The sequence below is a fragment of the Brucella gallinifaecis genome (genome assembly GCF_006476605.1).
GTDB classification, from domain to species: Bacteria; Pseudomonadota; Alphaproteobacteria; order Rhizobiales; family Rhizobiaceae; genus Brucella; species Brucella gallinifaecis.
The window spans coordinates 35,825-57,142 of sequence record NZ_ML636802.1 but is presented as its reverse complement, the minus strand read 5'-3'; the positions used below and the strand labels follow the sequence as shown (position 1 = coordinate 57,142).

Genomic DNA, 21,318 nt, shown 5'->3' with positions numbered 1-21,318 from the left:
GCCTTTATAACCATCGTTACGTAAGCCGCTTATGCGATGCTCGCAAGCCCCATCAAGCCAGCAGGAGACAACAATGGCCCAGACGTTTGATACGATCCTGAAAGGTGCAACTATCGTCAACCATGACGGCATCGGTCAGCGTGATATTGGTATTCGTAATGGGCGCATTGAAGCGATTGGCTCGCTTGCGGCAGGCTCTGCCGGTGAAGTTATCGATTGTACGGGTCTTCATATTCTGCCCGGCGTTGTTGACAGTCAGGTCCATTTTCGTGAGCCGGGGCTGGAACACAAGGAAGATCTGGAAACGGGATCGCTTGCAGCTGTTCTGGGTGGTGTAACGTCAGTTTTTGAAATGCCAAATACAAAGCCACTGACAACGAGTACAGAAACGCTTGAAGACAAGATCCGTCGTGGCCGTCATCGTATGCATTGTGATTTTGCCTTCTGGGTTGGTGGAACGCGGGATAATGCAAAAGACGTTGCCGAACTTGAGCGTCTGCCGGGCGCAGCCGGTATCAAGGTCTTCATGGGATCATCGACCGGCGACTTGCTGGTTGAAGATGATGATGGCGTGCGCTCTATTCTAAAAAATACGCGCCGCCGCGCAGCTTTTCATTCAGAGGACGAGTTTCGTTTGAAAGAACGCGAAAATCTGCGGGTTGAAGGCGATCCGTCAAGCCATCCGGTCTGGCGTGATGAAGTTGCGGCGCTGCAATGCACGGAGCGTCTGGTGCGCATTGCTCGTGAAACCGGGGCACGTATTCATGTGCTGCATATTTCAACTGCGGAAGAAATAGATTTTCTTCAGAACCACAAGGATGTGGCAACCTGTGAAGCCACCCCGCACCACCTCACATTGTCGGCGGATGAATATGCAAGGCTCGGCAATCTTATCCAGATGAACCCTCCGGTGCGTGACAAGCGTCATCGTGATGGTGTCTGGAAGGGTATTGATCAGGGTATTGTCGATGTCCTTGGTTCTGACCATGCACCGCATACATTGGAAGAAAAGCAGAAGCCTTATCCGGCATCACCCTCCGGCATGACCGGCGTTCAGACGCTGGTGCCGATCATGCTTGATCATGTCAATGCTGGCAGGCTTTCGCTGGAGCGCTTTGTCGACTTGTCGAGCCATGGCCCGAACCGTATTTTTGGTATGGCGCGTAAAGGTCGCATTGCTGTTGGTTATGATGCTGATCTTACAATCGTAGATATGAAGCGCCGTGAAACCATCACCCATGAGCAGGCAGGCTCAAAAGCAGGCTGGACACCCTATCATGGCAAGACTGTCACTGGCTGGCCGGTTGGCACTTTTGTGCGTGGCATCAAGGTCATGTGGGAAGCTGAGATCGTTAATCCGAACAAGGGTGAACCAGTTGAGTTTCTGGAAGCCTTGCCACAGCAGCGCTAACAACTCATAGATTGGCGTGATCTGTCCTATCTTTGTCCGGGAATAATCTTTCGGCCTGGATTGCCGGGAGTATTGTCTTCTTGTATAAATTTACAAGGAGCACAAAATGTCCGCCAATCACACCGCCTTGCTGGTGATCGATGTTCAGGAATCCTTTCGGCATCGACCTTATTATCGAGAAGAAGAGGTTGCCGCTTATATCGAGCGGCAGCAGGCTTTGATTGACGGTGCAAAACGCAAAGGGATTGCGGTCGCGCAAATCTTTCACGTTGAGAATGAGGGTTCATTTTCGGAAACGTCAGGTTTTGTGAAGACACTTGCGCCGATTATGATCGAGCCGGATGCTGTTTTCCGTAAGCGTCGCCATAGCGCATTGGTGGGATCAGGTCTCGATGTCTGGCTGATTTCCAACCACATCAAACGGGTTATCGTTTCAGGTATCCGCACCGAGCAATGCTGTGAGACCACCACGCGTCATGCATCTGACCTTGGCTTCGATGTTGATTATGTCGGCGAAGCGACACTGACTTTCCCCATGACTGACGTAAGTGGTCATGTGTGGAGTGCTGCTGAAATCCGTGCGCGCACCGAACTCGTGCTTGCGGATCGCTTTGCAAGGATAGCAAGCGTGGAACAGGCCCTTGCAGGCAGTGCAGATCGGAAAGCTGCATGAACCAAACTGCCGACAGCCATAAAACTGTCCGGGTCTTTGTTGTCATCCCGCCGCGCACGCTTCTGCTTGACGTGGCGGGGCCGATGGAGGTTTTGCGCAAGGCCAATCTGGAGCAAAACAGGGTGCAGTTTGAAGTGACGTTTATCGGGCCTTCCGAAACGACGCTCAGTTCTATCGGCCTGAAACTTGCCAATATTGAGCCTCTGCCTGATTACCTGCCCGATGATGCGCTGGTGGTGATATCCGGCTCGGCTGACATCCCGCTTGGGTCCGCTGTGGCTAATCGCGACGAAGATATAGTGCTTGAAACGCGAATCGTGAGCTGGATGCGCCGTACGATGCGTCCGGGTATCAAATTGGTCTCAATCTGCTCTGGTGCACTTCTGGCAGCACGCGCGGGTTTGCTTGAGGGCTATGACTGCACCACGCATCATATGGCGATTGATGAGCTGCACCGGCTCGCACCGACGGCGCGTGTATTGCAAAATCGTTTGTTTGTTGAGGATCGCGACAGGCTGACCAGTGCGGGCATTACTGCTGGCATTGATTTGATGTTGCATATTCTGGCCGGGATGGCAGGGCATGCATTGGCTTTGTCAGTGGCGCGTTATCTTGTGGTTTATCTGCGTCGCAGCGGTGGCGATCCGCAGCTTTCGCCGTGGCTTGAAGGCCGCAATCACATGCATCCTGTGGTGCATCGTGCGCAGGATGCTGTGGCTGCAAATCCGGCTGAAAATTGGTCTGTTGAGAAACTCGCAGAGGCTAGCGGGGCAAGCCCGCGTAATCTTTCACGCCTGTTCAATGAACATACAGGCATGAGCGTTACAGATTATGCCAATCGGCTGAAAATATGCCTTGCTCGCGAAATGCTGCTGAATTCAACTCTCGATATGGAGAATATTGCTGCGCGAGCAGGGTTCGCATCAGCCAGACAATTCCGCAGAGTGTGGGAGCGGATATATGACACTCCACCCAGTCACATGCGTGGATTTGCGACAGATCATATTGCCTATTGAAGAACACGGTTTTGCAGAAATGTACCGGCAATAATCTGTTCGCGCATTTTTTCAATAAGATCGAGTGCGCTGTCTTCGCCTGTCGAACGCATGAGTTCGGTCAAAGCAGTCGTAAAAGCTGCTTCAGCCAATATTTCAGGTTCTATGCCTTCGGAGATGCCATCCGCCCAGGCTTCGTTCTGGTACTCTATCGCCACGAGCTTCTTTTCGCGGGCGATCATCTCGTCCAGATCGGCTGGCATATGTTCCATAGATTTCATCCTGGCTTGCGCCCTTCTTGCTGCATCGCTTGCAGCCTGATTGTCACTTTTAAGACAGTGTTAACAGATTCAAATGGATTTGAATGAGGCAATTTCTGCCCATACGCACAAGACTGAATAATTGGTTAATTTCCATAGCGCATTATAAGTTCATTCGACAAGTTTTCTCCCTCTTTCATGTAGCGCTCAATCGCCGCAAGGGCAGATGGCGTGCAGCGGGCATAATTGTCGCTGAAGGCGCGGTATCCATGGTTGAAGCTGGAAACAAGGCGTACCCGCTCGGCTTCATCGGGCTTTTCGGCAGCAATAATGGCATCCATATGCTCCCGCCATTCATTGCTGGTTTCTCCGCAAAGGTTGCGCAGATAGTGAAGAGAGCCGAGTACCTCCGCAATTCTGAGCATCTTGCCTTCATAAGGAGAGTTTTGAGCAGAAAAGGCCGGGGAGCAAACGCTCAGCCAGATTGCTATAGCCCATATGGAGAATTGCTTTCCCTGCATTATACGCCCCTGTGAATGAAAAAAACTCCTGACCAGGAATAGGGACCAGTTCAAGGCGATATGGACTTCAGCTCTGTACTGTCTTCAATTTTTGCAACCGACCGCGCCACGTCTAGAGTACTGTCCGTTACATTTGCATGGGCCATTTCGTCGATGTTCAACCAGTGAATTGCGGCTGCATCATCGCCTGCCTGTTCCACGCCGGAAATATCAAATGCACGATAGACGGACAGGAAATAGCTTTTTGCGTAAACCTTGCCTTCAAGCGCCAGATCAACCGTAATAACGTGGCGGAGCGAACCGGCATCAAGTGCCGTTTCCTCTTTCAGTTCGCGATGAGCTGCTTCTTCCGGCGTTTCGCCCATTTCGATACTGCCGCCCGGAAATGCCAGCCAGCCTTTCCACGGCTCCTTACCGCGTTCGACCAGAAGAAAACGGCCATCGCGACGGCAGATAAGAGAAACCCCGTGTATCTGAACAGGGACAGGAATGACCGGAATTGTAACCATAGACAAGCTATGATCCGACAATCCGCATTTGGCAACACTAAAGCCCACTTGACGGTTAACGCAAAAGTCTGAACATGGCCCCATGTGTGGACGATTTTCTCTGACTGCCAGCTGCGAAGAAGTTGAAGCCTTGCTCGGTGCAATGATTGGGGAGGATTTTCCTCCACGCTACAATATTGCACCAACCCAGCCGATACTTTCTATCCTTGCAGGCGAAACACCACTACCGGGAAGCAACAGGCCTGATCGAATTGGCATGTTGGTACGCTGGGGTTTCATACCGTCATGGGTGAAAGATCCCAATGACTGGAATCTTGTTTTTAACATTCGCTCTGAAACGGCTGCTGAGAAAAACTCTTTTCGTGCTGCACTTAATCATCGGCGTGCATTGATTCCCGTATCCGGCTTTTATGAATGGCGACGAGAGGGAAAGAACAAGGTGCAGGCTTACTGGGTCAGACCGCGCAATGGCGGCATTGTCGCCCTTGGTGCACTGGTTGAAACATGGAGCAGTGCAGACGGATCGCAAATCGATACAGCGGGCATTCTGACAACAGGTGCAAACGGGCTTCTGCGTTCTATCCACGAGCGCATGCCTGTGGTGGTCAAACCTGAGGATTATGCCCGTTGGCTTGATTGTAAAAGCGTGCTCCCACGAGAAGTCGTCGATATTATGCAGCCGGTTCAGGATGATTTTTTCGAAGTCATTCCGATATCGGATAAGGTCAATAAAGTTGCCAATACTTCGCCGGATATACAAACGCGCGTAGAGCCGGTTTTGGATGTTGCCCGGCCCGGCAGAAAAAGCAAGAAGAAGGTTGATACAGATAATGATTCTGGTGATCAGCTTTCTATGTTTTGACTTTATATTCAGGAAGATGAAGTGTTATCAGCAGCTTTTTCAGGGTTTTTCCTTGGTGCATCTCTCATTATCGCGATAGGAGCACAAAACGCATTCATTCTGCGGCAGGGCTTGTTGCGGCAACATGTTTTTATTCTCTGTCTTATTTGCGCACTATCGGATGCAATTTTGATCATTGCGGGTGTTGCGGGGCTCGGAACCCTGATCGCCCAATCACCCGGGCTGATTTCATTTGTGACAATTGCAGGAGCCGCTTTCCTGTTCTGGTATGCGTCTGTTGCTTTTCGCCGTGCATTTCATCCCGAAGCAATGCAGGTGCAATCAAGTGGCAGTGTCAGCCTCAAAGCGGCAGTGGCCACTTGTCTGGCGCTGACATTTCTCAATCCGCATGTCTATCTGGATACGGTCATATTGCTGGGAAGCCTCTCGGCTCGCTATCATGATCATGCCCGTATGGCATATGGTACCGGTGCGGTCCTTGCATCATTCATATGGTTTTTTGCACTTGGTTATGGTGCGCGGCTGTTGCAGCCAATTTTTGCAAAACCGGCTGCCTGGCGTGTGCTGGACTGTATCATCGGCGCTGTTATGACGCTGATCGGTCTGAGCCTGTTAGTCCGTCTGTTTAACAGCTAGGATTGAATTGCTATTATTGTGGCGGCGGACTGCGCCGATACGTGAATTCTTGCTCATCAAGGCTGCAACCAGAACGGCTGGTCCAATTTCACGATATTGGTCAATAAGTTTTTCTTGTCGTGATTGCAGTTCATTTTTAGACATTGGTCTATCCTCTTCCAATCTACCCCCACTATTGTGTGACTGATTGGGACGGAATGAAGGCTGTTTAGGGTCAGGACCCATTAATTTGATGAGAATGGCATCTGAAATGACCAGATATGCCCAAGTATTCAAAGCGAGAGACGTGAGGACCGGGGTGGTTCCCCCGGTTGAACGGCTTGACGCAGCAGATCGTCAAGTCATTTCGATGTCCGAAGGATGTGGTCCATCCGCCCGGCCTACTTCGTCGGAAAAGCTTGAAAATGAACCACATTTCCATCGCCTTTCCTTCTCATATCCGAACGGATGGCCTCACACCATTCCCGTTAAATTGATGAGTCCTGACCCTAAGGCCGGTTCTGAGGAATCCCGGTTAATCTTGATCCATGCTGTTTAAAGTGTCGGAAATGTCACAGCGTTTTTGATGCAAGCCTCTTGACTGTAATGCTTGTCATAAGGATAAGTGATGTCATGAAAACGCCGACCACGATCATTTGTACCGGTTCGATTATTATTGGCTAGCAGCCTGCTGGCCCGGCCGTTTTCGTCTCCCCTAAAATAAGACAGGATGATAACGCCCCGGCCAGATGGCTGTGGTCTTTCGTGCCCGTCTTTTCAGATCTTTTGGGGAATTACTATGGCTGATGCGCCGCAACTTCGTCTCTACAACACTGCCAGCCGCACAAAGGAGGTGTTTACTCCTATCGATGTGGACAATGTGCGCATGTATGTCTGCGGCCCGACCGTTTATGACTATGCCCATATTGGCAATGCGCGTCCGGTCATTGTCTTTGACGTTCTTTTCCGGCTGCTTCGTCATATTTATGGGGCAGAAAAAGTCACCTATGCCCGCAACATCACGGATGTTGATGACAAGATCAACGCGCGTGCTGTTCGTGATTACCCGGACTTGCCTTTCAACGAGGCAATCCGCCGTGTCACGGAAAGCACCAATGCCCAGTTTCAGGCCGATGTGACCGCTCTTGGCAATTTGCAGCCAAGCGTGCAGCCGCGTGCGACTGAGCATCTGGATGAGATGCGTGCATTAATTGAGCGGCTCGTGCAAAAGGGCGTGGCTTATGTTGCCGACGATCATGTGCTGTTTTCCCCTTCAACGATGAATGCGCTCAAAGGTCCGCGTTATGGCTCGCTGGCACGGCGTTCACTGGATGAAATGCTGGCCGGTGCCCGTGTCGATGTGGCTTCCTATAAGCGCGATGAAATGGATTTTGTGTTGTGGAAGCCTTCCAAGGAAGGCGAGCCGGGATGGACGTCCCCTGCGGGTATCAAAACGCTCGGTCGCCCGGGTTGGCATATCGAGTGCTCTGCCATGTCGATGGCCAAATTGCTTGAGCCCTTTGGCGGGGGTCTGAAATGTGATGATCCGTTGAAGAATCAGTTTGATATTCATGGTGGCGGAATTGATCTCGTTTTTCCGCATCATGAGAACGAGATTGCACAGTCATGCTGCGCATTTGGAACCGAGCATATGGCGAGCATCTGGATGCATAACGGCTTTTTGCAGGTCGAAGGACAGAAGATGTCGAAGTCTCTTGGCAACTTCATAACCATTCGCGATGTGCTCAATGCAGGTCTTCCACAGCTTGGAGCTTGGGATGACAAGGAGGCTCGTGATCGCTGGGTTGGCCTGGTTGCGCGTTTTTCAATGCTGCAAACGCATTATCGTGAGCCGATCAACTGGACGGCACAACGTCTGGCAGAGTCTGCGGAAGAGCTGTATCGCTGGTATGGTTTGCTTCGTGATGCAGGTTTTGCCGCGCCCTCTCACCTTTCGTCGGTTGATGAAGTGGTTGAAGCATTGTCAGACGATATCAATACATGGTCTGCAATCACTGTATTGCGCAAGGCGTTCAAGGCCAAAGACATTGACGCTTTGGGTGAGGGCATGGCCTTGCTGGGCCTGCTTGATCCATATTTTGTGACAGAGCAGGATGTGCCTGTCTTTGCTAAGGCGAATGTTGATACGGCTGCCATTGAGGCATTGATTGCTCAGCGTCTGCATTTGATTGCCAATAAGAACTGGGCTGAAGCAGATCGCATCCGTGATGATCTTCTGGCGCAGGGCGTGCAATTGAAGGATGGCAAGGACCCGGATACCGGCGAACGCATCACAACATGGGATGTGGTAAGCTAGTAAGCTTATGGAGTAGGGAGGACGCCATGACGTTTGATAACAAGCCACTCTATAGCGGTGGATGCCAGTGTGGTGCGGTGCGCTTTCGGGTTGAAGGCGCACTCGGGTCGGCTTCGATCTGTCATTGCCGTATGTGCCAGAAGGCCTTTGGCAATTTCTATGCACCATTGGTCTCAGTGGGTGAAGCAAAACTCATCTGGACCCGAGACGAGCCGAAGCGTTTTCAGTCCTCCAATCACGTCAAGCGTGGGTTCTGTCCTCAATGCGGAACTCCGCTCACCTATGAAGCACCGGATGGTGTGGCGCTTTCCATAGGTGCTTTCGATGCACCGGAGGAAATTGAGCCGACAGTGCAATGGGGTGTCGAAGTCAAGCTTCCCTATGTCGATGACCTCGCAAAACTGCCCGGTTTCGAGACCGAACGAGATCCGGAAAGTATTGAGTTTGTAAGAACCATGGTGTCCTATCAGCACCCCGACCACGATACTGAAAACTGAAAATCGATAAATTATAACGGCATACACCCACCGACAGGCAGGCAAAATGGCACGCGAACGCATCTATATCTACGACACGACGTTGCGGGATGGACAACAAACCCCGGGCGTTGATTTCTCTGTCGAAGACAAAAAAGCGATTGTCATTTTGCTTGAAGAACTGGGTGTAGACTATGTTGAAGGCGGTTATCCGGGTGCTAATCCAACCGATACCGCATTCTTTCAAAAGCGACAGACGTCTCATGCAAAATTTGCAGCCTTTGGCATGACAAAACGTGCTGGCGTCTCGGCTTCAAATGATCCGGGACTGACAGCACTTTTGCAGGCGTCAAGTGATGCAGTCTGTTTTGTTGCCAAAAGCTGGGACTATCATGTGCGGGTAGCACTTGGTTGCAGCAATGAAGAAAATCTGGAATCCATTACCGCTTCTGTGACAGCTGTTTGTGGGGCTGGACGTGAAGCGCTGGTCGATTGTGAACATTTTTTCGACGGATATAAAGCCAATCCGGATTATGCATTGGCCTGTGTAAAAGCTGCCTACGAAGCCGGTGCACGCTGGGTTGTGTTGTGCGATACCAATGGCGGCACGCAGCCATCTGAAGTTGAAGCGATTATCGCCGCGGTCAAGGCCGTGGTTCCCGGTGAAAACCTTGGTATTCATGCCCATAATGATACCGAACAGGCAGTTGCGGTTACGCTTGCTGCAATTGATGCCGGTGTGCGCCATATTCAGGGAACGTTGAACGGAATTGGCGAACGATGCGGCAATGCAAACCTTGTCTCTCTTATTCCGACACTGGCTTTGAAGCCTTATTGGTCTGACCGTTTTGAACTTGGTATAAAGCCGGATGCGCTGAAAGCCATTACCCGCATCTCACGTGCTTTTGATGATATTCTCAACCGTTCGCCCACAGAGCAGGCGCCTTACACAGGTACATCCGCTTTTGCGACCAAGGCAGGCATTCACGCCTCGGCACTGCTTAAAGACCCACAGACCTATGAGCACGTCCCGCCGGAAACGGTTGGCAATCGTCGTCGTGTCATGGTGTCGGATCAGGGAGGCAAATCGAACTTCATCGCTGAACTGGAACGCCGCGGTATTCGGGTCGCCAAAAATGATGCCCGGCTTGATGCGCTGATTTCGTTGGTGAAAGAGCGTGAAGCGGAAGGCTATGCCTATGAAGGGGCGGATGCGAGTTTTGAGCTTATGGCGAGAGCGATGCTCAATCCGCAGCCGGAATTCTTCAAGGTCGATTCTTTTCGCTGCCTTGTCGAGCGCCGCTTCGATGCCAATGGCTCATTAAGAACTGTGTCTGAAGCCGTGGTGAAGGTCGAAGTTGATGGCGAGATGCATATGTCAGTTGCAGAAGGGCAGGGACCGGTCAATGCTCTTGATATTGCGCTGCGCAAGGATCTGGGGCGTTATCAGGATGAGATCGAGGATCTTGAACTGCTGGATTTCAAGGTGCGTATTCTCAATGGCGGGACCGCGGCAATTACCCGTGTTTTGATCGAATCGGGTGATGCAACCGGCGCACGCTGGCGTACGGTCGGCGTTTCCGACAATATCATCGACGCATCGTTTCAGGCTTTGATGGATTCAGTCAATTACAAGCTGATGAAGAATCGTTCCCTTGCGGGACTTGTGGCTGCTGAATAAGCGTCTTCATTCACGCAGATTGATGCTTTGATCAGTTTAATTGAATGGATTTTATGGATTGATCGGCGCATAGCAGTCTTATCAGCTCGGAAAAATCATTCTCTTTTCCGAATGATTTTTTGATGCGGAGATAAAAATGACCGAGCAAACCTTATCTGGAAGCCAGCTTTCAGACGGAAGTCGTGGCTTTTTAATGGCTATGGGTGCTTATGGTCTTTGGGCTGTTTTGCCTTTTTATCTCAAGGCTTTATCGCATTTACCCGCACTTGAAATCGTTGCGCATCGCGTGATCTGGTCGGTGCCGGTTGCAGCTGTTTTGCTGGTGCTTATCGGGCAGTTTCGCTCGGTTCTCAACGCTTTGCGCAAGCCGCGCATGTTGGCGATGGCAGCACTGACTGCGGCACTGATAACAATCAACTGGTCCGTTTATGTGTGGGCAGTTGCCCATGATCAGATTATCGGCGCAGCCCTTGGCTATTATATAAATCCGCTATTCAACGTGGTGCTGGGCGGTCTGTTTCTAGGCGAACGGTTGACGAAAGTGCAATATGTTGCGGTCGGCTTTGCTTTTACAGCAGTTCTCGTGCTGACATTCAATGCCGGCGGCCTGCCATGGGTGTCTCTGGTTCTGCCGGTAACATTCGGCCTCTATGGGTTTTTCCGCAAATCATTGCCTATGCCGCCTTTGCAGGGGTTCACGCTTGAAGTTGTTATTCTTTCGGTGCCTGCGATCGGTTACGTTATCTGGTTGCTGGTGAATGGTCAGGACCATTTTTTCTCAGGTGCGGCGTCGGATATTTCACTGCTCCTGCTTGCAGGACCTTTCACCGCCATTCCGCTCATTCTCTATGCGGGAGGTGCCAAGCTTTTGCGTTATACAACGCTGGGGCTTATGCAGTATTTAACACCGACATTGCTGTTCATTTTTGCAATTTTCATTTTCCATGAGCCATTTTCACATGCGCAACTGGTGGCTTTTGTGCTGATCTGGGCAGGCCTGATCATCTATACATGGTCGTCTTTGTCGGCACATCGCAAGGCACGCAGCAACAGCTGATCAATTTAACTTGAGCCATTGTCTTGCAATTTTTGCTGAATTGCGGCCACAGAAGCCATAATTTAGCCGTGCTCTAACCCTGTGGTCCTTTTGTCATTTCAGGAGTTATTTGGAGCCGTTCGCTGCATGCTGTTTCGCACTGCCCGCAGAGATAAGCAGATTCATATTATTGCATCACCAGATTTTTTGACCCGGTCTGATGCTTCATATAATGGTAGTTCTGCTGTTTACACACAGCTTGCGCCGCTTTCTCAGCGTGTAATCAAGCCATTGGCATGCGTGCGTTTTTCAATCCATACGCACCGACGCGCCTGCATTGCGCTGGCATCAGTCCTTCTTCTGGCAGGTGGGGCAATGGCATTGATGACGGCTGGTCTTGTGCGTCATGGCCATGCATCCCAGCCGGAGATGATTAATCCTGCCACACTTGTTCATAGCCATGCGGCCATGAAAGAAGCGCGGCTGGTTCCTCTGGCTGATCTTGATGAAAACCGGCGCGTTGCCAGACGTATTGACATTGCCGAGGGCACGGATGAGGGAGAAGCGGCACTCTTTACCTATCAGCATGTCATTCTTGATCTAAAGAAAGACAAAAGGGGGCATGGCGCGTTCAATCCTGCGCAGCAACATGCCAAAAGCGCTAGCCCGAATATCGCTGACGGGCCTGATGACATATCTGCATTGGCAAATCAAAAAGGTGTGCCGCTCAATGTAAGTTTTGCGAAGCCAGCAGATGTGCCGCATCAGAAAATGCATGAAATTGTACTTGCTCCCCAATCGCGTGAAAAGCTGAGCGTGCTTATGCAGGCCGCAAATATTGTTGCGCAGGATGCGCAAAATCTGGAACAGGCATTGGGGCGCAAAGACCTCGTTCCCGGTGACAATCTGATGCTGCTTCTGGATCAGGTTTCTGACAGGCCTGCGCATGTGTCTGTGGCTCGGTTCAGGCACGGTGGCGCGAGTGATTCCGTTTACGGACGAACAGATGACGGCGTTTTTCATGCCAATAATAATCAGAGATTGTTTGCGCGTCTGTCTCATGAAGCTATGCTTTCGACATCCCGTCAGCCTGTTAAAATGCAGACTGACGGGTCTGTTCAGTCGCGTCTTTTAGCTGCCGGAGCACCGCGACTGGTTGCCGATGAAGTCAGGAAACTCGCAATTGCAAATAATATACCATTTCAAAATGCAGCGAATGGAATTGATAAAATCGACCTTTTGTTCCGTAAAAGCGTAGATTCTGATCCCGAACTGATATTTGTAGAATTCACCAGAAATGGTCAGGCCAAGCGATTGTACCGGCATGAGGTTGAAGGAAGCGCGGACTATTTCAACGAGGATGGCTCCTCGATGACCAAATATCTCATGCATAAACCGCTGCCGAATGGCCGTTTGAATGATGGATTTGGCTGGCGTATTCATCCGGTTCTGCATGTGCGCAAACATCATAACGGCGTCGATTATGATGCGCCGATTGGATCGCCCATTGTGGCTGCGGGTGATGGTGTTGTGGAGCTGATTTCATCGCAAAAGGGCTATGGAAAATATGTGCGTATCCGTCATCAGGGCGGCTATAGTACGACCTATGCGCATCTTTCAGCTGAGGCAAAGGGCTTGAAAGTGGGTCAGCATGTAAAGCAGGGCCAAACCATAGCCTATGTCGGATCAACCGGCTATTCGACCGGCCCGCACCTCTATTACGAGCTTAAAGTCGGTGATCACTATGTCGACCCGCTCAAGGCACAGCTCAATGCAGGGGAAAAGCTGACAGGCTCATCCATGACCAGTTTTCGATCAGAAATGGATCACGTGGATAAGGTTTTTAAACAGATGAATTTGACGCCGATAATCAGCGACGCCAAAGACAAGTTAAATCACACCGGTCGGTAAGCATTAGCCATTGCGACGAATTCTTCAACGCTCAGTGTTTCAGCGCGTCGACTGCCATCAATACCGGTCTTCTCCAGCAATTCTGCACCACCAACGGGTTTCAGGCTCTGGCGCAGCATTTTGCGGCGCTGCCCGAAAGCTGCATGGGTGATTTGGCCCAAAGCATCAGCACAGCAGGGGAGCGGCTCTTCACGGGGCGTGATATGGACGACCGAAGACATCACCTTTGGAGGAGGTGTAAAAGCCTGCGGGGGCACATTAAAGGCAATCATCGAATGCGTGCGCCAGCCTGCGAGAACGCCAAGACGTCCATAATGGTCCGTGCCCGGTGCAGCAACGATGCGTTCGGCAACTTCACGCTGGAACATCAATGTCATGGACGAATAAAAAGGTGGCCATGGCTCGCTTAGAAGCCAGTTGAGCAGCAATTGCGTGCCAACATTATAGGGCAGGTTGGCGACGATCTTTGGTTTTGGCCCTTCGGGAAATAATGCTTTGAAATCCTGTTCCAGCGCATCACCGGAAATGATACGCAGGCGTCCCGGATAATGGGCTTCGATCTCGGCAAGCGCAGCAAGACAGCGCTCATCGCGTTCAATCGCGGTAACATAAGCGCCCTGAGCAAGCAAAGCGCGTGTCAGACCGCCCGGACCGGGGCCGACTTCGATAACTGGCTGATCCTGTAAATTGCCTGCCTGTCGTGCAATTTTGGATGTCAGATTAAGATCAAACAGAAAATTCTGTCCGAGGGATTTTTTCGGCATCAGATCGTGCCGTTTTATTACCTCACGCAGTGGCGGAAGATTGTCGATGCTCATGATTTCCGCTTTGCTTCATTTATTGCGAGTTGTCGCGCCAGACGGATCGAGGCAATGAGGCTATCCGGGCGGGCAGTCCCCTTTCCGGCTATATCAAAGGCCGTTCCATGATCCGGTGATGTACGGATGAAGGGAAGGCCCAGCGTGACATTGACTGTTTCGTCAAAAGCAAGGGCTTTGGCCGGAATAAGTGCCTGATCGTGATACATGCATATGGCAACATCATAGCTCACCCGTGCCGGTGCATGGAACATGGTGTCGGCTGGCAACGGTCCCCAGGCATTGATGCCTTCGCGCTGCAATTGTTCAACTGCAGGCCGGATAATCGCATCATCTTCCTTGCCCAGTGCTCCACCTTCACCTGCATGCGGATTGAGGCCGGAAATCGCCAGTCGAGGAGCGCTGATGCCAAAGCGATCTGTCAGCTCCTGCGCTGTGATATATGCCACTTCCAGAATATCATCCTTGGTCAATAAGCGTGGCACATCAGCAAGCGGAATATGAATGGTAACCGGAACAGCCCGGAGTTCTGGACCAGCCAGCATCATCACCGGAATGACCGTGCGCCCAAGATGTTTGCTTGCGAGTTCTGCGAGAAATTCCGTGTGGCCGGGATGTGTGAAGCCTGCATCATAAAGCGGTTTCTTGGCAATCGGGCAGGTGACAATGGCAGATGCCTCACCATTCAATGACAGTGCTGCCGCGCGTTCAATTGCTTCAATTACGCCAGCTGCATTTTCTGGCAAAGGTTTTCCCGGACTTTCCTTATGTTTGTTTTCAAGCGGCAAAACCGGAAGATGTGTATCAAACTTATCAATGGCTTCGGCTGGTGTATTGATCAATGCAACCGGCACATCGAGGCCAAGATGCTGCGCACGGGCAGAAAGCTGTTCAGGATCAGCAATTACCAAAAATTCAGGCAGGTTGAGCTTATTGCGCTGATGCCATGCGCTTAAAGCAATATCAGGTCCTACACCTGAAGGGTCGCCAATACTGATGGCGAGCGGAGGAACTGAATGAGCGATCATGAGGGTTTTCTCGGTTGATGAAATAAGGGGGGCCAAAGCCCCCTTTAATTACCCGGTCTGCGCAATGCTGAAAAGTACCAATCAAAATCCTAGCGATTGATGATGGTGGCTTTTTTGCGTAGCTCTTCGACATATTTTTTGTTCAACTCGTCTGCTTTCTTTTCCTGTCCGGCCGCAGAATCTGCACCTTCCATGGAGAAAACAAGTTGTGCAACGCGATCATCCGACACTTTGCGGGTTCCACATACAGTGAGAATTTCAACGCCTTTTTCAGTGTCATGCGGAGGTGTCGCGCGCATAGGGCTGGTTGCCTTGACATCCTTTGCCCACTCTCCGGGGAGTTGCTGTTCTATAACACGACCCAGATCACGAACAGTGACGTCAATCATACCCTTGGTCAATTGACGGGTGGCATCGCAGCCTTGAATGCGCGAGCGCAGAGCATTTGCTTCCTGACGTCGTTTTGCCAATAATGCCGGTGAGCGCTTTGCACTTGGCACAACAAAGATAACCTGTTGCAAATGATATTCGGTTGCTACAGGTTTTTTACCACCATCTTTGAGCATGCGCTGTACCGCATCTTGTTCACTGACCATACCGGTGGCGCGGAAGCGTGCGCTTACAAGGCGACCCCATCCCATCTGGACCATGATATATTTCTTGAAATGGTCAGGAGTTATGCCTGCCTGGTTCATGAGCTGGTTGAGCTGGGCGACGCTCATATTGTTGCGCGTGGCAAAGCCTGCATAGGCTTCATCGACTTCCTTGTCGGAAATATTAATCCCGCGCGTCTTCATTTCGATGCGCTTGAGCATCTCGTCTGTCAGTTCTTGACGAGCAATCTGATTAAGATTGCCGCTCTTGCGCTGCAGCTTCAGAAAGTTGGCGCGGCGCTGAATATCACCATTGGTGATCGCGTTGCCTGAAACAATAATTTTAGCTTCTACAGAATTTGGAGCGGCGAGGGCTGGACTCAGACTCGCAGCCGTTCCAAGCGCCGTAAAGCAAACAGCAGCGCCCATCATGGAGGCGAAAAGAGGTCTAGCAAACATCATCTTTCTTTCCCGATTCATTCAGCTCGGCAATGCGGAGCTTCGCCGGATGTGCCCAATTGTTTCAAGCTGCGATATATTTGTCAGCACAAGACAATTCTTATCGGCAGCCAATCACATTCTGATGACTGTATAGAGTAGGCAGTGCGGCGAAACAATGACCCTTGAGCATTTTACAAGATATCACAAGAATGTATTTGATCTTGCTATCTTAGAACGACTGCGATCCGCTGCCAATATCTCCAAGTGTTCGGAATGATATATTGAAGCCAACACTATGGGTCGCTTTGTCTTCTCCTGGATTACGGGTTTGCACATAAGCCATTGAATATGTGAAGCACTCATCATCATAAGCAAGGCCGGAAGATGCACGAACCAACGTATTGGAAACAAGATCATAAGTTCCTGAGCCGAATGTGCGCCAGTTTTCATTGAGCTTGAACGATGCCGAACCACCGACTTCCTGACGTAGCTCAGAATAGCCATAAGCTGGCTGTGGTGCGATATAGGCATAACGAGCCGAGACACTAAGCCGGGACCAGTTTTGTTGTGCTTCGAGTTCACCGCGTTTAATTGCAAAATCGTCTTTATCAAAACGTCCGCGTGCAGCCAGTGCCAGCCCTGTCGAATTTGACGTGCCGATCATACCAACATAGTCAGAGCGTGAATCTTCCAGACCTGAATCTTCACCGACATTGACAAAATCGCTCGTGCCAAATGAATTCAATCCACCAAGCTGGAATGACTGGCCGCCAAGTGCATAGAGGTTCCAGTCGCTATTGTCGAAGCTGCCGGAATAGCGCAGGCCGAAATTGGCGCGTGTGCCACCTTCAACGCGATCATAGCCCGAGAACTTGTCGCGAGAGAACAGGTTTGTCGCATCAAATACGAAACTTTGGGCGTCCTCATTTGGCAGTTCACCCGCATAGGGTTCATTGTTGCGCATATAAATCTGGGCAACAGGTTCAAGAATATGCGTGGAGCTTGTCGTTGAAAACAGGATTGGCCAACGCAGTTCGAGCCCGGCAGTTGCCATGATTCGAAGGGCTTCAGACTTGACGACAGCATCGTGGAAGCCGGCAATAGCTGGATCAAAGTTTGTGTTTACATTAATCGCATCGGCACGCAGCGCCAACAAAGGCGTAATCACGAGACCGGCAGGCGTGATGAAGGTACGCTTCCATTCGGCTTCGCCCGTCAGTCGTGTATTCGTACCGCTGAAACCTGGAATGCGTGGATAAGGCTGAGCAACAAATCGTTCAAGGTTGGCGTCATAGACCTGCGATGCAGTGTGGTTCGCATTCTTACGATAAAGCGCCTGTAAATTAGCGGTGAAGTTCAGCTCACCGCCATAAACAGAATCCGGCGCCGTATATGAATAATCAAGGCTTGGGAAAACCCAGGGCTGCTTTGAGTACATTTCATTTTCATTGCCCGGAAGATATGATTCCTGAACATTGAAACGATAGAAATTCAGATCAAAATAATTACGGTTTTTAATACCACGCAAGTAGATATTGGAAACCTGCGTCTGGCTGCCATAACCGCTTATATCGTATGTACGACTGAAGTTTCGGTCGGTCTGGGCCATGATATCCCAGCCGAATTTCCAACGCGAATTGATATCGAAATCGCCCTTCGACGCAACCATTGCACGATTTTTTTTCTCGTGATCAATTGTATCCGCATCGAATTCACCCGGCTTCATCTGATGAATACCGGCGACTTGAAGATTATAGGTTCCATTTTCCAGACGATGACGCCACTCAGCCTGCGTCAGAAAACCCTGTTTCGTATAAGCTGTAGTTGAAAGTGTCAGGTCGTAATTTGGAGCCAGTGCCCAGAAATAGGAGTTCTTGATGCCAAAACCAAGATCGTCTTTGTAGGCAAAGCCCGGAAACAAAAAGCCGCTCTTGCGCTTGACTGTTGGATCAGCCATCTCGAAGGCTGGAAAATAGGCCAAAGGCATGCCGAACAGTTCAAACTTGCCGCGTTCAAAGCGGACAGTTTTGGTAGCGCTGTTCCAGATGATTTTTCGGGCTTTGATCTGCCAAAGAACAGGCTTGTCTGGGTCTTTTTCGCAAGCTTGACACGCAGTATAGACACCATTGTTGAATGTGGTGATTTCACCATTGCTGCGTTCGGCACTCTCGGCAGCAAAACGGGTATTATCAGTGGTTTCAACGCGCAGGCCATTTACAAAGCCATCGCGGAAACTATCCGTTACATCAAGATGATCGGAATAGATTTTATTACCGTCACGTTCAACGATCTCAACATTGCCGGTCGCAGTCATGCGACGGGTCTGCTGATTATAGGTTACCTGATCCGCAACAAGGCGATTACCGTCATACTCGATGCGAACTTTACCCTGAGCGGTAACGATATTCACATCGCGATCATAGACCAGCTCGTCTGCTTGCAGGAGCATGCGTGCATTTGGATCGCTCTGGTAGTTGGCCTGCAAAACATCCTGCGCCTGTGCCTGCAAAGGAAGGACTGCGACTGAAATAAAAGGTATAGCAAGGGCGCACACCAAAGCTGTCCCGCGTGAAAGACGCGTGAATCTATGGGGCAAAACCATGCGGGCGTTACTCGAACCCACTAACCATCCTCCTTATGCAACAAAAAGGAGACACCAAAAAATGTCGCAATAACCACTGGAACCCATGCCGCAACGAAGGGCGGAACGAATCCCGCATTTCCGAATGCCTTCACCAGGACCGAAACGACATAAAGCATGAAGCCGGCAACAACGCCACCCAGAATCATTGCCCCGGACTGACCAAATCGCACAAATTTCAGAGATACTGTTGCAGCAATGAGAGTCATGGCCATTAAAAGTGCAGGCAATGCCAGAAGTGATTGGTATTGCATGTCAAATGCATTGGCCGAATAGCCGAAAGAGCGTGCAACTTCGATCTTGTGTCGTAATTGTGTGAATGGGATTGTATCAGGAGAGGCTAGCTTTTCTTCCACATATTCTGGAAGAAGCTGTGTTGGAACCTTGATGTTCGCCAGCTTTTGCGGCTCTTCTCCACGAGAAAATCGTGTAACATCGCTCAATTCCCAATAGCCATTCATGAGCTTGGCGGTACGAGCATCAAGACGGTCTCTGATCTTCTTTTTCTCATCAAACTGAATAAAGGTAGCATCAACCAGCGTTGCTCCGCGGTCAAGAATGCTTTTAGCGCCGATAATTGTTTCACCATCATCGGTTTTTTGTCGAAGCCATGGATCGCGAAGCGCAGAAACATCCGTAACCTTACCGTTTTTCCATGTAGAGGCGATTTCCTCAGCCTTGGAAAATCCATAAGCGGAAAGCGGGTTGAGAATGAAAATGGTTGCGAGGCCAAACAGAAAGGCGCCTAGACAGGCTGGCAGCAGAAACTGCCATGCCGAAACCCCAACAGAACGCGCGACGACAAGCTCATATTTACGATTAAGTGAGATCAGTGTTGCCATTGCAGAGAACAGCGCCACAAATGGTATCATCTGCTGCATTATGAAAGGAACGCGCATCGCGGAGAGGGCAAGCGCTATCCACACTGAATAGTCGGGCAAATTGGCAAGCTTGCTGGCATTTTCAGTGAAATCGAGCAGCAGGGCGAGTGCGAAAATTCCCAGCAGGAAATAGAATGTGATCTGCACATAGCGCACAAAGAAATAGCGTCCGAGTGTCCAGCCAATCATGCGCGACCTCCTGTATCTCTGCGCAATCGTCCGAGAAAACGATTATAGGCAGTCGAAGCATGCTTCCTGAAACGGTCGAAGACATCAAGAATCTGGTCATTCCATTTGTCTGGAATCCCGATTCGGCGCCCGGTGACAAGCGCAAATCCCGTAACCAATATTACTCCAAGCGGTACCAGATACATCATAACAATGTAGGTTTCATCTTTATCCGCACGGTCGGCAGAAAAATACCCTGCCCAATAGACAAGAAGTGCTGTGCTTATCGCCGAGAAGGATGCTGAAACACGTGCTTCACGATGAGACCGGGAGTCACCCGCATAAGCGAGAGCAATCATGGCAAAAACAATAGGATAAAGCCATTCTGACAAACGCCGGTGCAGTTCAGCCTTGTAGCGTAAAGGTCGTGTCTGCAAAATTGGATCATTCGGATCTGGATTGAGCAGATAAGACAGTGGCCGGTCTTTGGCATATATGACATAGTCATCACCGGCGGATGTGAACTGGCTCAGATCAAATGCATATGAATTAAATTTGATGATCGAAACAGTACCGTCGGAAACATCGCGACGTTGAACTTCCCCATCCTTCATCAACAACATGTCACCGGCCGGTGTGCTGGCAATATTTCCATCGGCGGCATAGTAAATCAGATCAATTGCCGGATCGCGGGAATCAGCAATAAAAAGACCACCGATACTGCCATCTGCCCGGCGCTCTGCGATCTGGATATAAAGATTATCCGTGAGCTTGCGAAAATTACCCTCCTGCACCACGACATTGAGCAGATCTGCGCTTGCATTGGCAATCATGGCTCGCATGTTCATGCGTGCATAAGGGTCTACATAGTTTGCAACCAGAAAAGAAACGACCGAAATAATCGCTGCAAGCATCAATATGGGACGCATGACTGCGCTGCGGGGAGCGCCCGAAGCATTGATGACGACCAGTTCTGAATCCTGATTCATCGTCGAGAGCGTTTGCGTTATCGCAATGATCAGCGCAAAGGGCATCACGAGGGGGATCGCTGACGGGATAAGCAGTGAACTGAACTGGATGATTGTCTGGATCGATTGGCCGCTTGTGGTTAGAAAATCAACGCGCTGAAGTACCTGAACGGTCCACGTAATGCCGACGGCAGCGCCAAGTACTGCAAGGAACATAACCGTTACGCGGCGAAGGATGTATAACTCTATCAGTTTCATAAGTGGAGTGTACATCCCGGTTTCGTTGAGGGAGCCTGTTTCGGCTGAATCAGTGCTCGCGAATGAAAATGCAGATTAGTAGTCTTTGGCTAATAATAGCCGAATAAATTAGGTTAACAGCTTACTAAATATTCGCGTTGGATACCAGCACCTGCCCGATAGATAAGCGACTACTAAATGAGAGAAGCTTTGACCATGAGACAGATAGTTTCAGATGAAAAATCTGCATGAGCTTGCCATTGTTAACACAAAACT

20 protein-coding genes are annotated in these 21,318 nt (G+C 50.4%); 10 read left to right on the top strand and 10 right to left on the bottom strand.

Features of this window, described 5'->3' with window-relative positions:
- Positions 1-73: 73 nt before the first annotated feature.
- From FHY56_RS04875 to FHY56_RS04865, 3 genes are all read left to right on the top strand, one after another.
- On the top strand, positions 74-1,411 hold the full coding sequence (locus tag FHY56_RS04875) for a dihydroorotase (RefSeq protein ID WP_235889425.1): 1,338 nt from the start codon (positions 74-76) through the stop codon (positions 1,409-1,411).
- Positions 1,412-1,517: 106 nt separating this feature from the next.
- Complete coding sequence (locus tag FHY56_RS04870; protein ID WP_140904059.1) at positions 1,518-2,084, top strand: isochorismatase family protein; 567 nt, start codon at positions 1,518-1,520, stop codon at positions 2,082-2,084.
- Positions 2,081-3,100: a GlxA family transcriptional regulator gene (locus tag FHY56_RS04865; protein ID WP_140904058.1), complete on the top strand. Its 1,020-nt coding sequence runs from the start codon at positions 2,081-2,083 to the stop codon at positions 3,098-3,100. Before FHY56_RS04870 ends, FHY56_RS04865 begins: the two co-directional genes overlap by 4 nt.
- Here FHY56_RS04865 and FHY56_RS04860 read toward each other — a convergent pair.
- The 3 genes from FHY56_RS04860 to FHY56_RS04850 form a co-directional block, all read right to left on the bottom strand.
- Positions 3,094-3,351 carry a hypothetical protein gene (locus tag FHY56_RS04860; RefSeq protein ID WP_193556764.1) on the bottom strand — a complete coding sequence of 86 codons (258 nt, stop codon included), beginning with the start codon at positions 3,349-3,351 and terminating at the stop codon, positions 3,094-3,096. The two genes, FHY56_RS04865 and FHY56_RS04860, sit on opposite strands and share 7 nt — an antisense overlap.
- A 134-nt stretch (positions 3,352-3,485) precedes the next feature.
- On the bottom strand, positions 3,486-3,824 hold the full coding sequence (locus FHY56_RS04855) for a TIGR02301 family protein (protein WP_235889434.1): 339 nt from the start codon (positions 3,822-3,824) through the stop codon (positions 3,486-3,488).
- Positions 3,825-3,910: 86 nt separating this feature from the next.
- Positions 3,911-4,369 carry an NUDIX hydrolase gene (locus tag FHY56_RS04850; protein WP_140904356.1) on the bottom strand — a complete coding sequence of 153 codons (459 nt, stop codon included), beginning with the start codon at positions 4,367-4,369 and terminating at the stop codon, positions 3,911-3,913.
- A gap of 82 nt (positions 4,370-4,451) precedes the next feature.
- On the opposite strand from FHY56_RS04850, the gene FHY56_RS04845 reads away from it, so the two are divergent.
- Positions 4,452-5,231: an SOS response-associated peptidase gene (locus tag FHY56_RS04845; protein ID WP_140904055.1), complete on the top strand. Its 780-nt coding sequence runs from the start codon at positions 4,452-4,454 to the stop codon at positions 5,229-5,231.
- A gap of 21 nt (positions 5,232-5,252) precedes the next feature.
- Complete coding sequence (locus FHY56_RS04840; RefSeq protein WP_140904054.1) at positions 5,253-5,867, top strand: LysE/ArgO family amino acid transporter; 615 nt, start codon at positions 5,253-5,255, stop codon at positions 5,865-5,867.
- Here the strand turns inward: FHY56_RS04840 and FHY56_RS04835 are convergent.
- Positions 5,844-6,011: a hydrolase gene (locus tag FHY56_RS04835; protein WP_140904053.1), complete on the bottom strand. Its 168-nt coding sequence runs from the start codon at positions 6,009-6,011 to the stop codon at positions 5,844-5,846. The two genes, FHY56_RS04840 and FHY56_RS04835, sit on opposite strands and share 24 nt — an antisense overlap.
- A gap of 634 nt (positions 6,012-6,645) precedes the next feature.
- On the opposite strand from FHY56_RS04835, the gene cysS reads away from it, so the two are divergent.
- The 5 genes from cysS to FHY56_RS04810 all read left to right on the top strand — a co-directional run bounded on the left by cysS (position 6,646) and on the right by FHY56_RS04810 (position 13,267).
- Complete coding sequence (gene cysS, locus FHY56_RS04830; RefSeq protein ID WP_140904052.1) at positions 6,646-8,163, top strand: cysteine--tRNA ligase; 1,518 nt, start codon at positions 6,646-6,648, stop codon at positions 8,161-8,163.
- Between the two features lie 26 nt (positions 8,164-8,189).
- Positions 8,190-8,660 carry a GFA family protein gene (locus FHY56_RS04825; protein ID WP_140904051.1) on the top strand — a complete coding sequence of 157 codons (471 nt, stop codon included), beginning with the start codon at positions 8,190-8,192 and terminating at the stop codon, positions 8,658-8,660.
- Between the two features lie 46 nt (positions 8,661-8,706).
- Positions 8,707-10,320: a citramalate synthase gene (gene cimA, locus FHY56_RS04820; RefSeq protein ID WP_140904050.1), complete on the top strand. Its 1,614-nt coding sequence runs from the start codon at positions 8,707-8,709 to the stop codon at positions 10,318-10,320.
- Between the two features lie 136 nt (positions 10,321-10,456).
- Complete coding sequence (gene rarD, locus FHY56_RS04815) at positions 10,457-11,377, top strand: EamA family transporter RarD (RefSeq protein WP_140904049.1); 921 nt, start codon at positions 10,457-10,459, stop codon at positions 11,375-11,377.
- Between the two features lie 126 nt (positions 11,378-11,503).
- Positions 11,504-13,267, top strand: a complete 1,764-nt coding sequence (locus tag FHY56_RS04810) for a M23 family metallopeptidase (protein ID WP_140904048.1) — start codon at positions 11,504-11,506, stop codon at positions 13,265-13,267.
- Here the strand turns inward: FHY56_RS04810 and rsmA are convergent.
- The 6 genes from rsmA to lptF all read right to left on the bottom strand — a co-directional run bounded on the left by rsmA (position 13,252) and on the right by lptF (position 21,063).
- Complete coding sequence (gene rsmA, locus FHY56_RS04805) at positions 13,252-14,085, bottom strand: 16S rRNA (adenine(1518)-N(6)/adenine(1519)-N(6))-dimethyltransferase RsmA (RefSeq protein WP_140904047.1); 834 nt, start codon at positions 14,083-14,085, stop codon at positions 13,252-13,254. The genes FHY56_RS04810 and rsmA overlap by 16 nt on opposite strands.
- Positions 14,082-15,113: a 4-hydroxythreonine-4-phosphate dehydrogenase PdxA gene (gene pdxA, locus FHY56_RS04800; RefSeq protein ID WP_140904046.1), complete on the bottom strand. Its 1,032-nt coding sequence runs from the start codon at positions 15,111-15,113 to the stop codon at positions 14,082-14,084. The genes rsmA and pdxA overlap by 4 nt, the downstream gene beginning before the upstream one ends.
- Positions 15,114-15,202: 89 nt before the next feature.
- Entirely contained in the window at positions 15,203-16,168 is a 966-nt protein-coding gene (locus tag FHY56_RS04795) for a SurA N-terminal domain-containing protein (RefSeq protein WP_140904045.1), read from the bottom strand.
- A gap of 208 nt (positions 16,169-16,376) precedes the next feature.
- Positions 16,377-18,749, bottom strand: coding sequence for an LPS-assembly protein LptD (locus tag FHY56_RS04790; protein WP_140904355.1), 2,373 nt, complete (start codon positions 18,747-18,749; stop codon positions 16,377-16,379).
- A gap of 20 nt (positions 18,750-18,769) precedes the next feature.
- Positions 18,770-19,858: an LPS export ABC transporter permease LptG gene (lptG, locus tag FHY56_RS04785; protein WP_140904044.1), complete on the bottom strand. Its 1,089-nt coding sequence runs from the start codon at positions 19,856-19,858 to the stop codon at positions 18,770-18,772.
- Positions 19,855-21,063 carry an LPS export ABC transporter permease LptF gene (lptF, locus tag FHY56_RS04780; RefSeq protein WP_140904043.1) on the bottom strand — a complete coding sequence of 403 codons (1,209 nt, stop codon included), beginning with the start codon at positions 21,061-21,063 and terminating at the stop codon, positions 19,855-19,857. The genes lptG and lptF overlap by 4 nt, the downstream gene beginning before the upstream one ends.
- Positions 21,064-21,318: the final 255 nt, after the last annotated feature.

Coding starts and splice junctions, on each gene's coding strand:
- FHY56_RS04875 (WP_235889425.1), top strand. CDS start 74: ATGGCCCAGACGTTTGATACGATCCTGAAAGGTGCAACTATCGTCAAC.
- FHY56_RS04870 (WP_140904059.1), top strand. CDS start 1,518: ATGTCCGCCAATCACACCGCCTTGCTGGTGATCGATGTTCAGGAATCC.
- FHY56_RS04865 (WP_140904058.1), top strand. CDS start 2,081: ATGAACCAAACTGCCGACAGCCATAAAACTGTCCGGGTCTTTGTTGTC.
- FHY56_RS04860 (WP_193556764.1), bottom strand. CDS start 3,351: ATGGAACATATGCCAGCCGATCTGGACGAGATGATCGCCCGCGAAAAG.
- FHY56_RS04850 (WP_140904356.1), bottom strand. CDS start 4,369: ATGGTTACAATTCCGGTCATTCCTGTCCCTGTTCAGATACACGGGGTT.
- FHY56_RS04845 (WP_140904055.1), top strand. CDS start 4,452: ATGTGTGGACGATTTTCTCTGACTGCCAGCTGCGAAGAAGTTGAAGCC.
- FHY56_RS04835 (WP_140904053.1), bottom strand. CDS start 6,011: ATGTCTAAAAATGAACTGCAATCACGACAAGAAAAACTTATTGACCAA.
- cysS (WP_140904052.1), top strand. CDS start 6,646: ATGGCTGATGCGCCGCAACTTCGTCTCTACAACACTGCCAGCCGCACA.
- FHY56_RS04825 (WP_140904051.1), top strand. CDS start 8,190: ATGACGTTTGATAACAAGCCACTCTATAGCGGTGGATGCCAGTGTGGT.
- cimA (WP_140904050.1), top strand. CDS start 8,707: ATGGCACGCGAACGCATCTATATCTACGACACGACGTTGCGGGATGGA.
- rarD (WP_140904049.1), top strand. CDS start 10,457: ATGACCGAGCAAACCTTATCTGGAAGCCAGCTTTCAGACGGAAGTCGT.
- FHY56_RS04810 (WP_140904048.1), top strand. CDS start 11,504: ATGCTGTTTCGCACTGCCCGCAGAGATAAGCAGATTCATATTATTGCA.
- rsmA (WP_140904047.1), bottom strand. CDS start 14,085: ATGAGCATCGACAATCTTCCGCCACTGCGTGAGGTAATAAAACGGCAC.
- pdxA (WP_140904046.1), bottom strand. CDS start 15,113: ATGATCGCTCATTCAGTTCCTCCGCTCGCCATCAGTATTGGCGACCCT.
- FHY56_RS04795 (WP_140904045.1), bottom strand. CDS start 16,168: ATGATGTTTGCTAGACCTCTTTTCGCCTCCATGATGGGCGCTGCTGTT.
- FHY56_RS04790 (WP_140904355.1), bottom strand. CDS start 18,749: ATGGTTTTGCCCCATAGATTCACGCGTCTTTCACGCGGGACAGCTTTG.
- lptG (WP_140904044.1), bottom strand. CDS start 19,858: ATGATTGGCTGGACACTCGGACGCTATTTCTTTGTGCGCTATGTGCAG.
- lptF (WP_140904043.1), bottom strand. CDS start 21,063: ATGAAACTGATAGAGTTATACATCCTTCGCCGCGTAACGGTTATGTTC.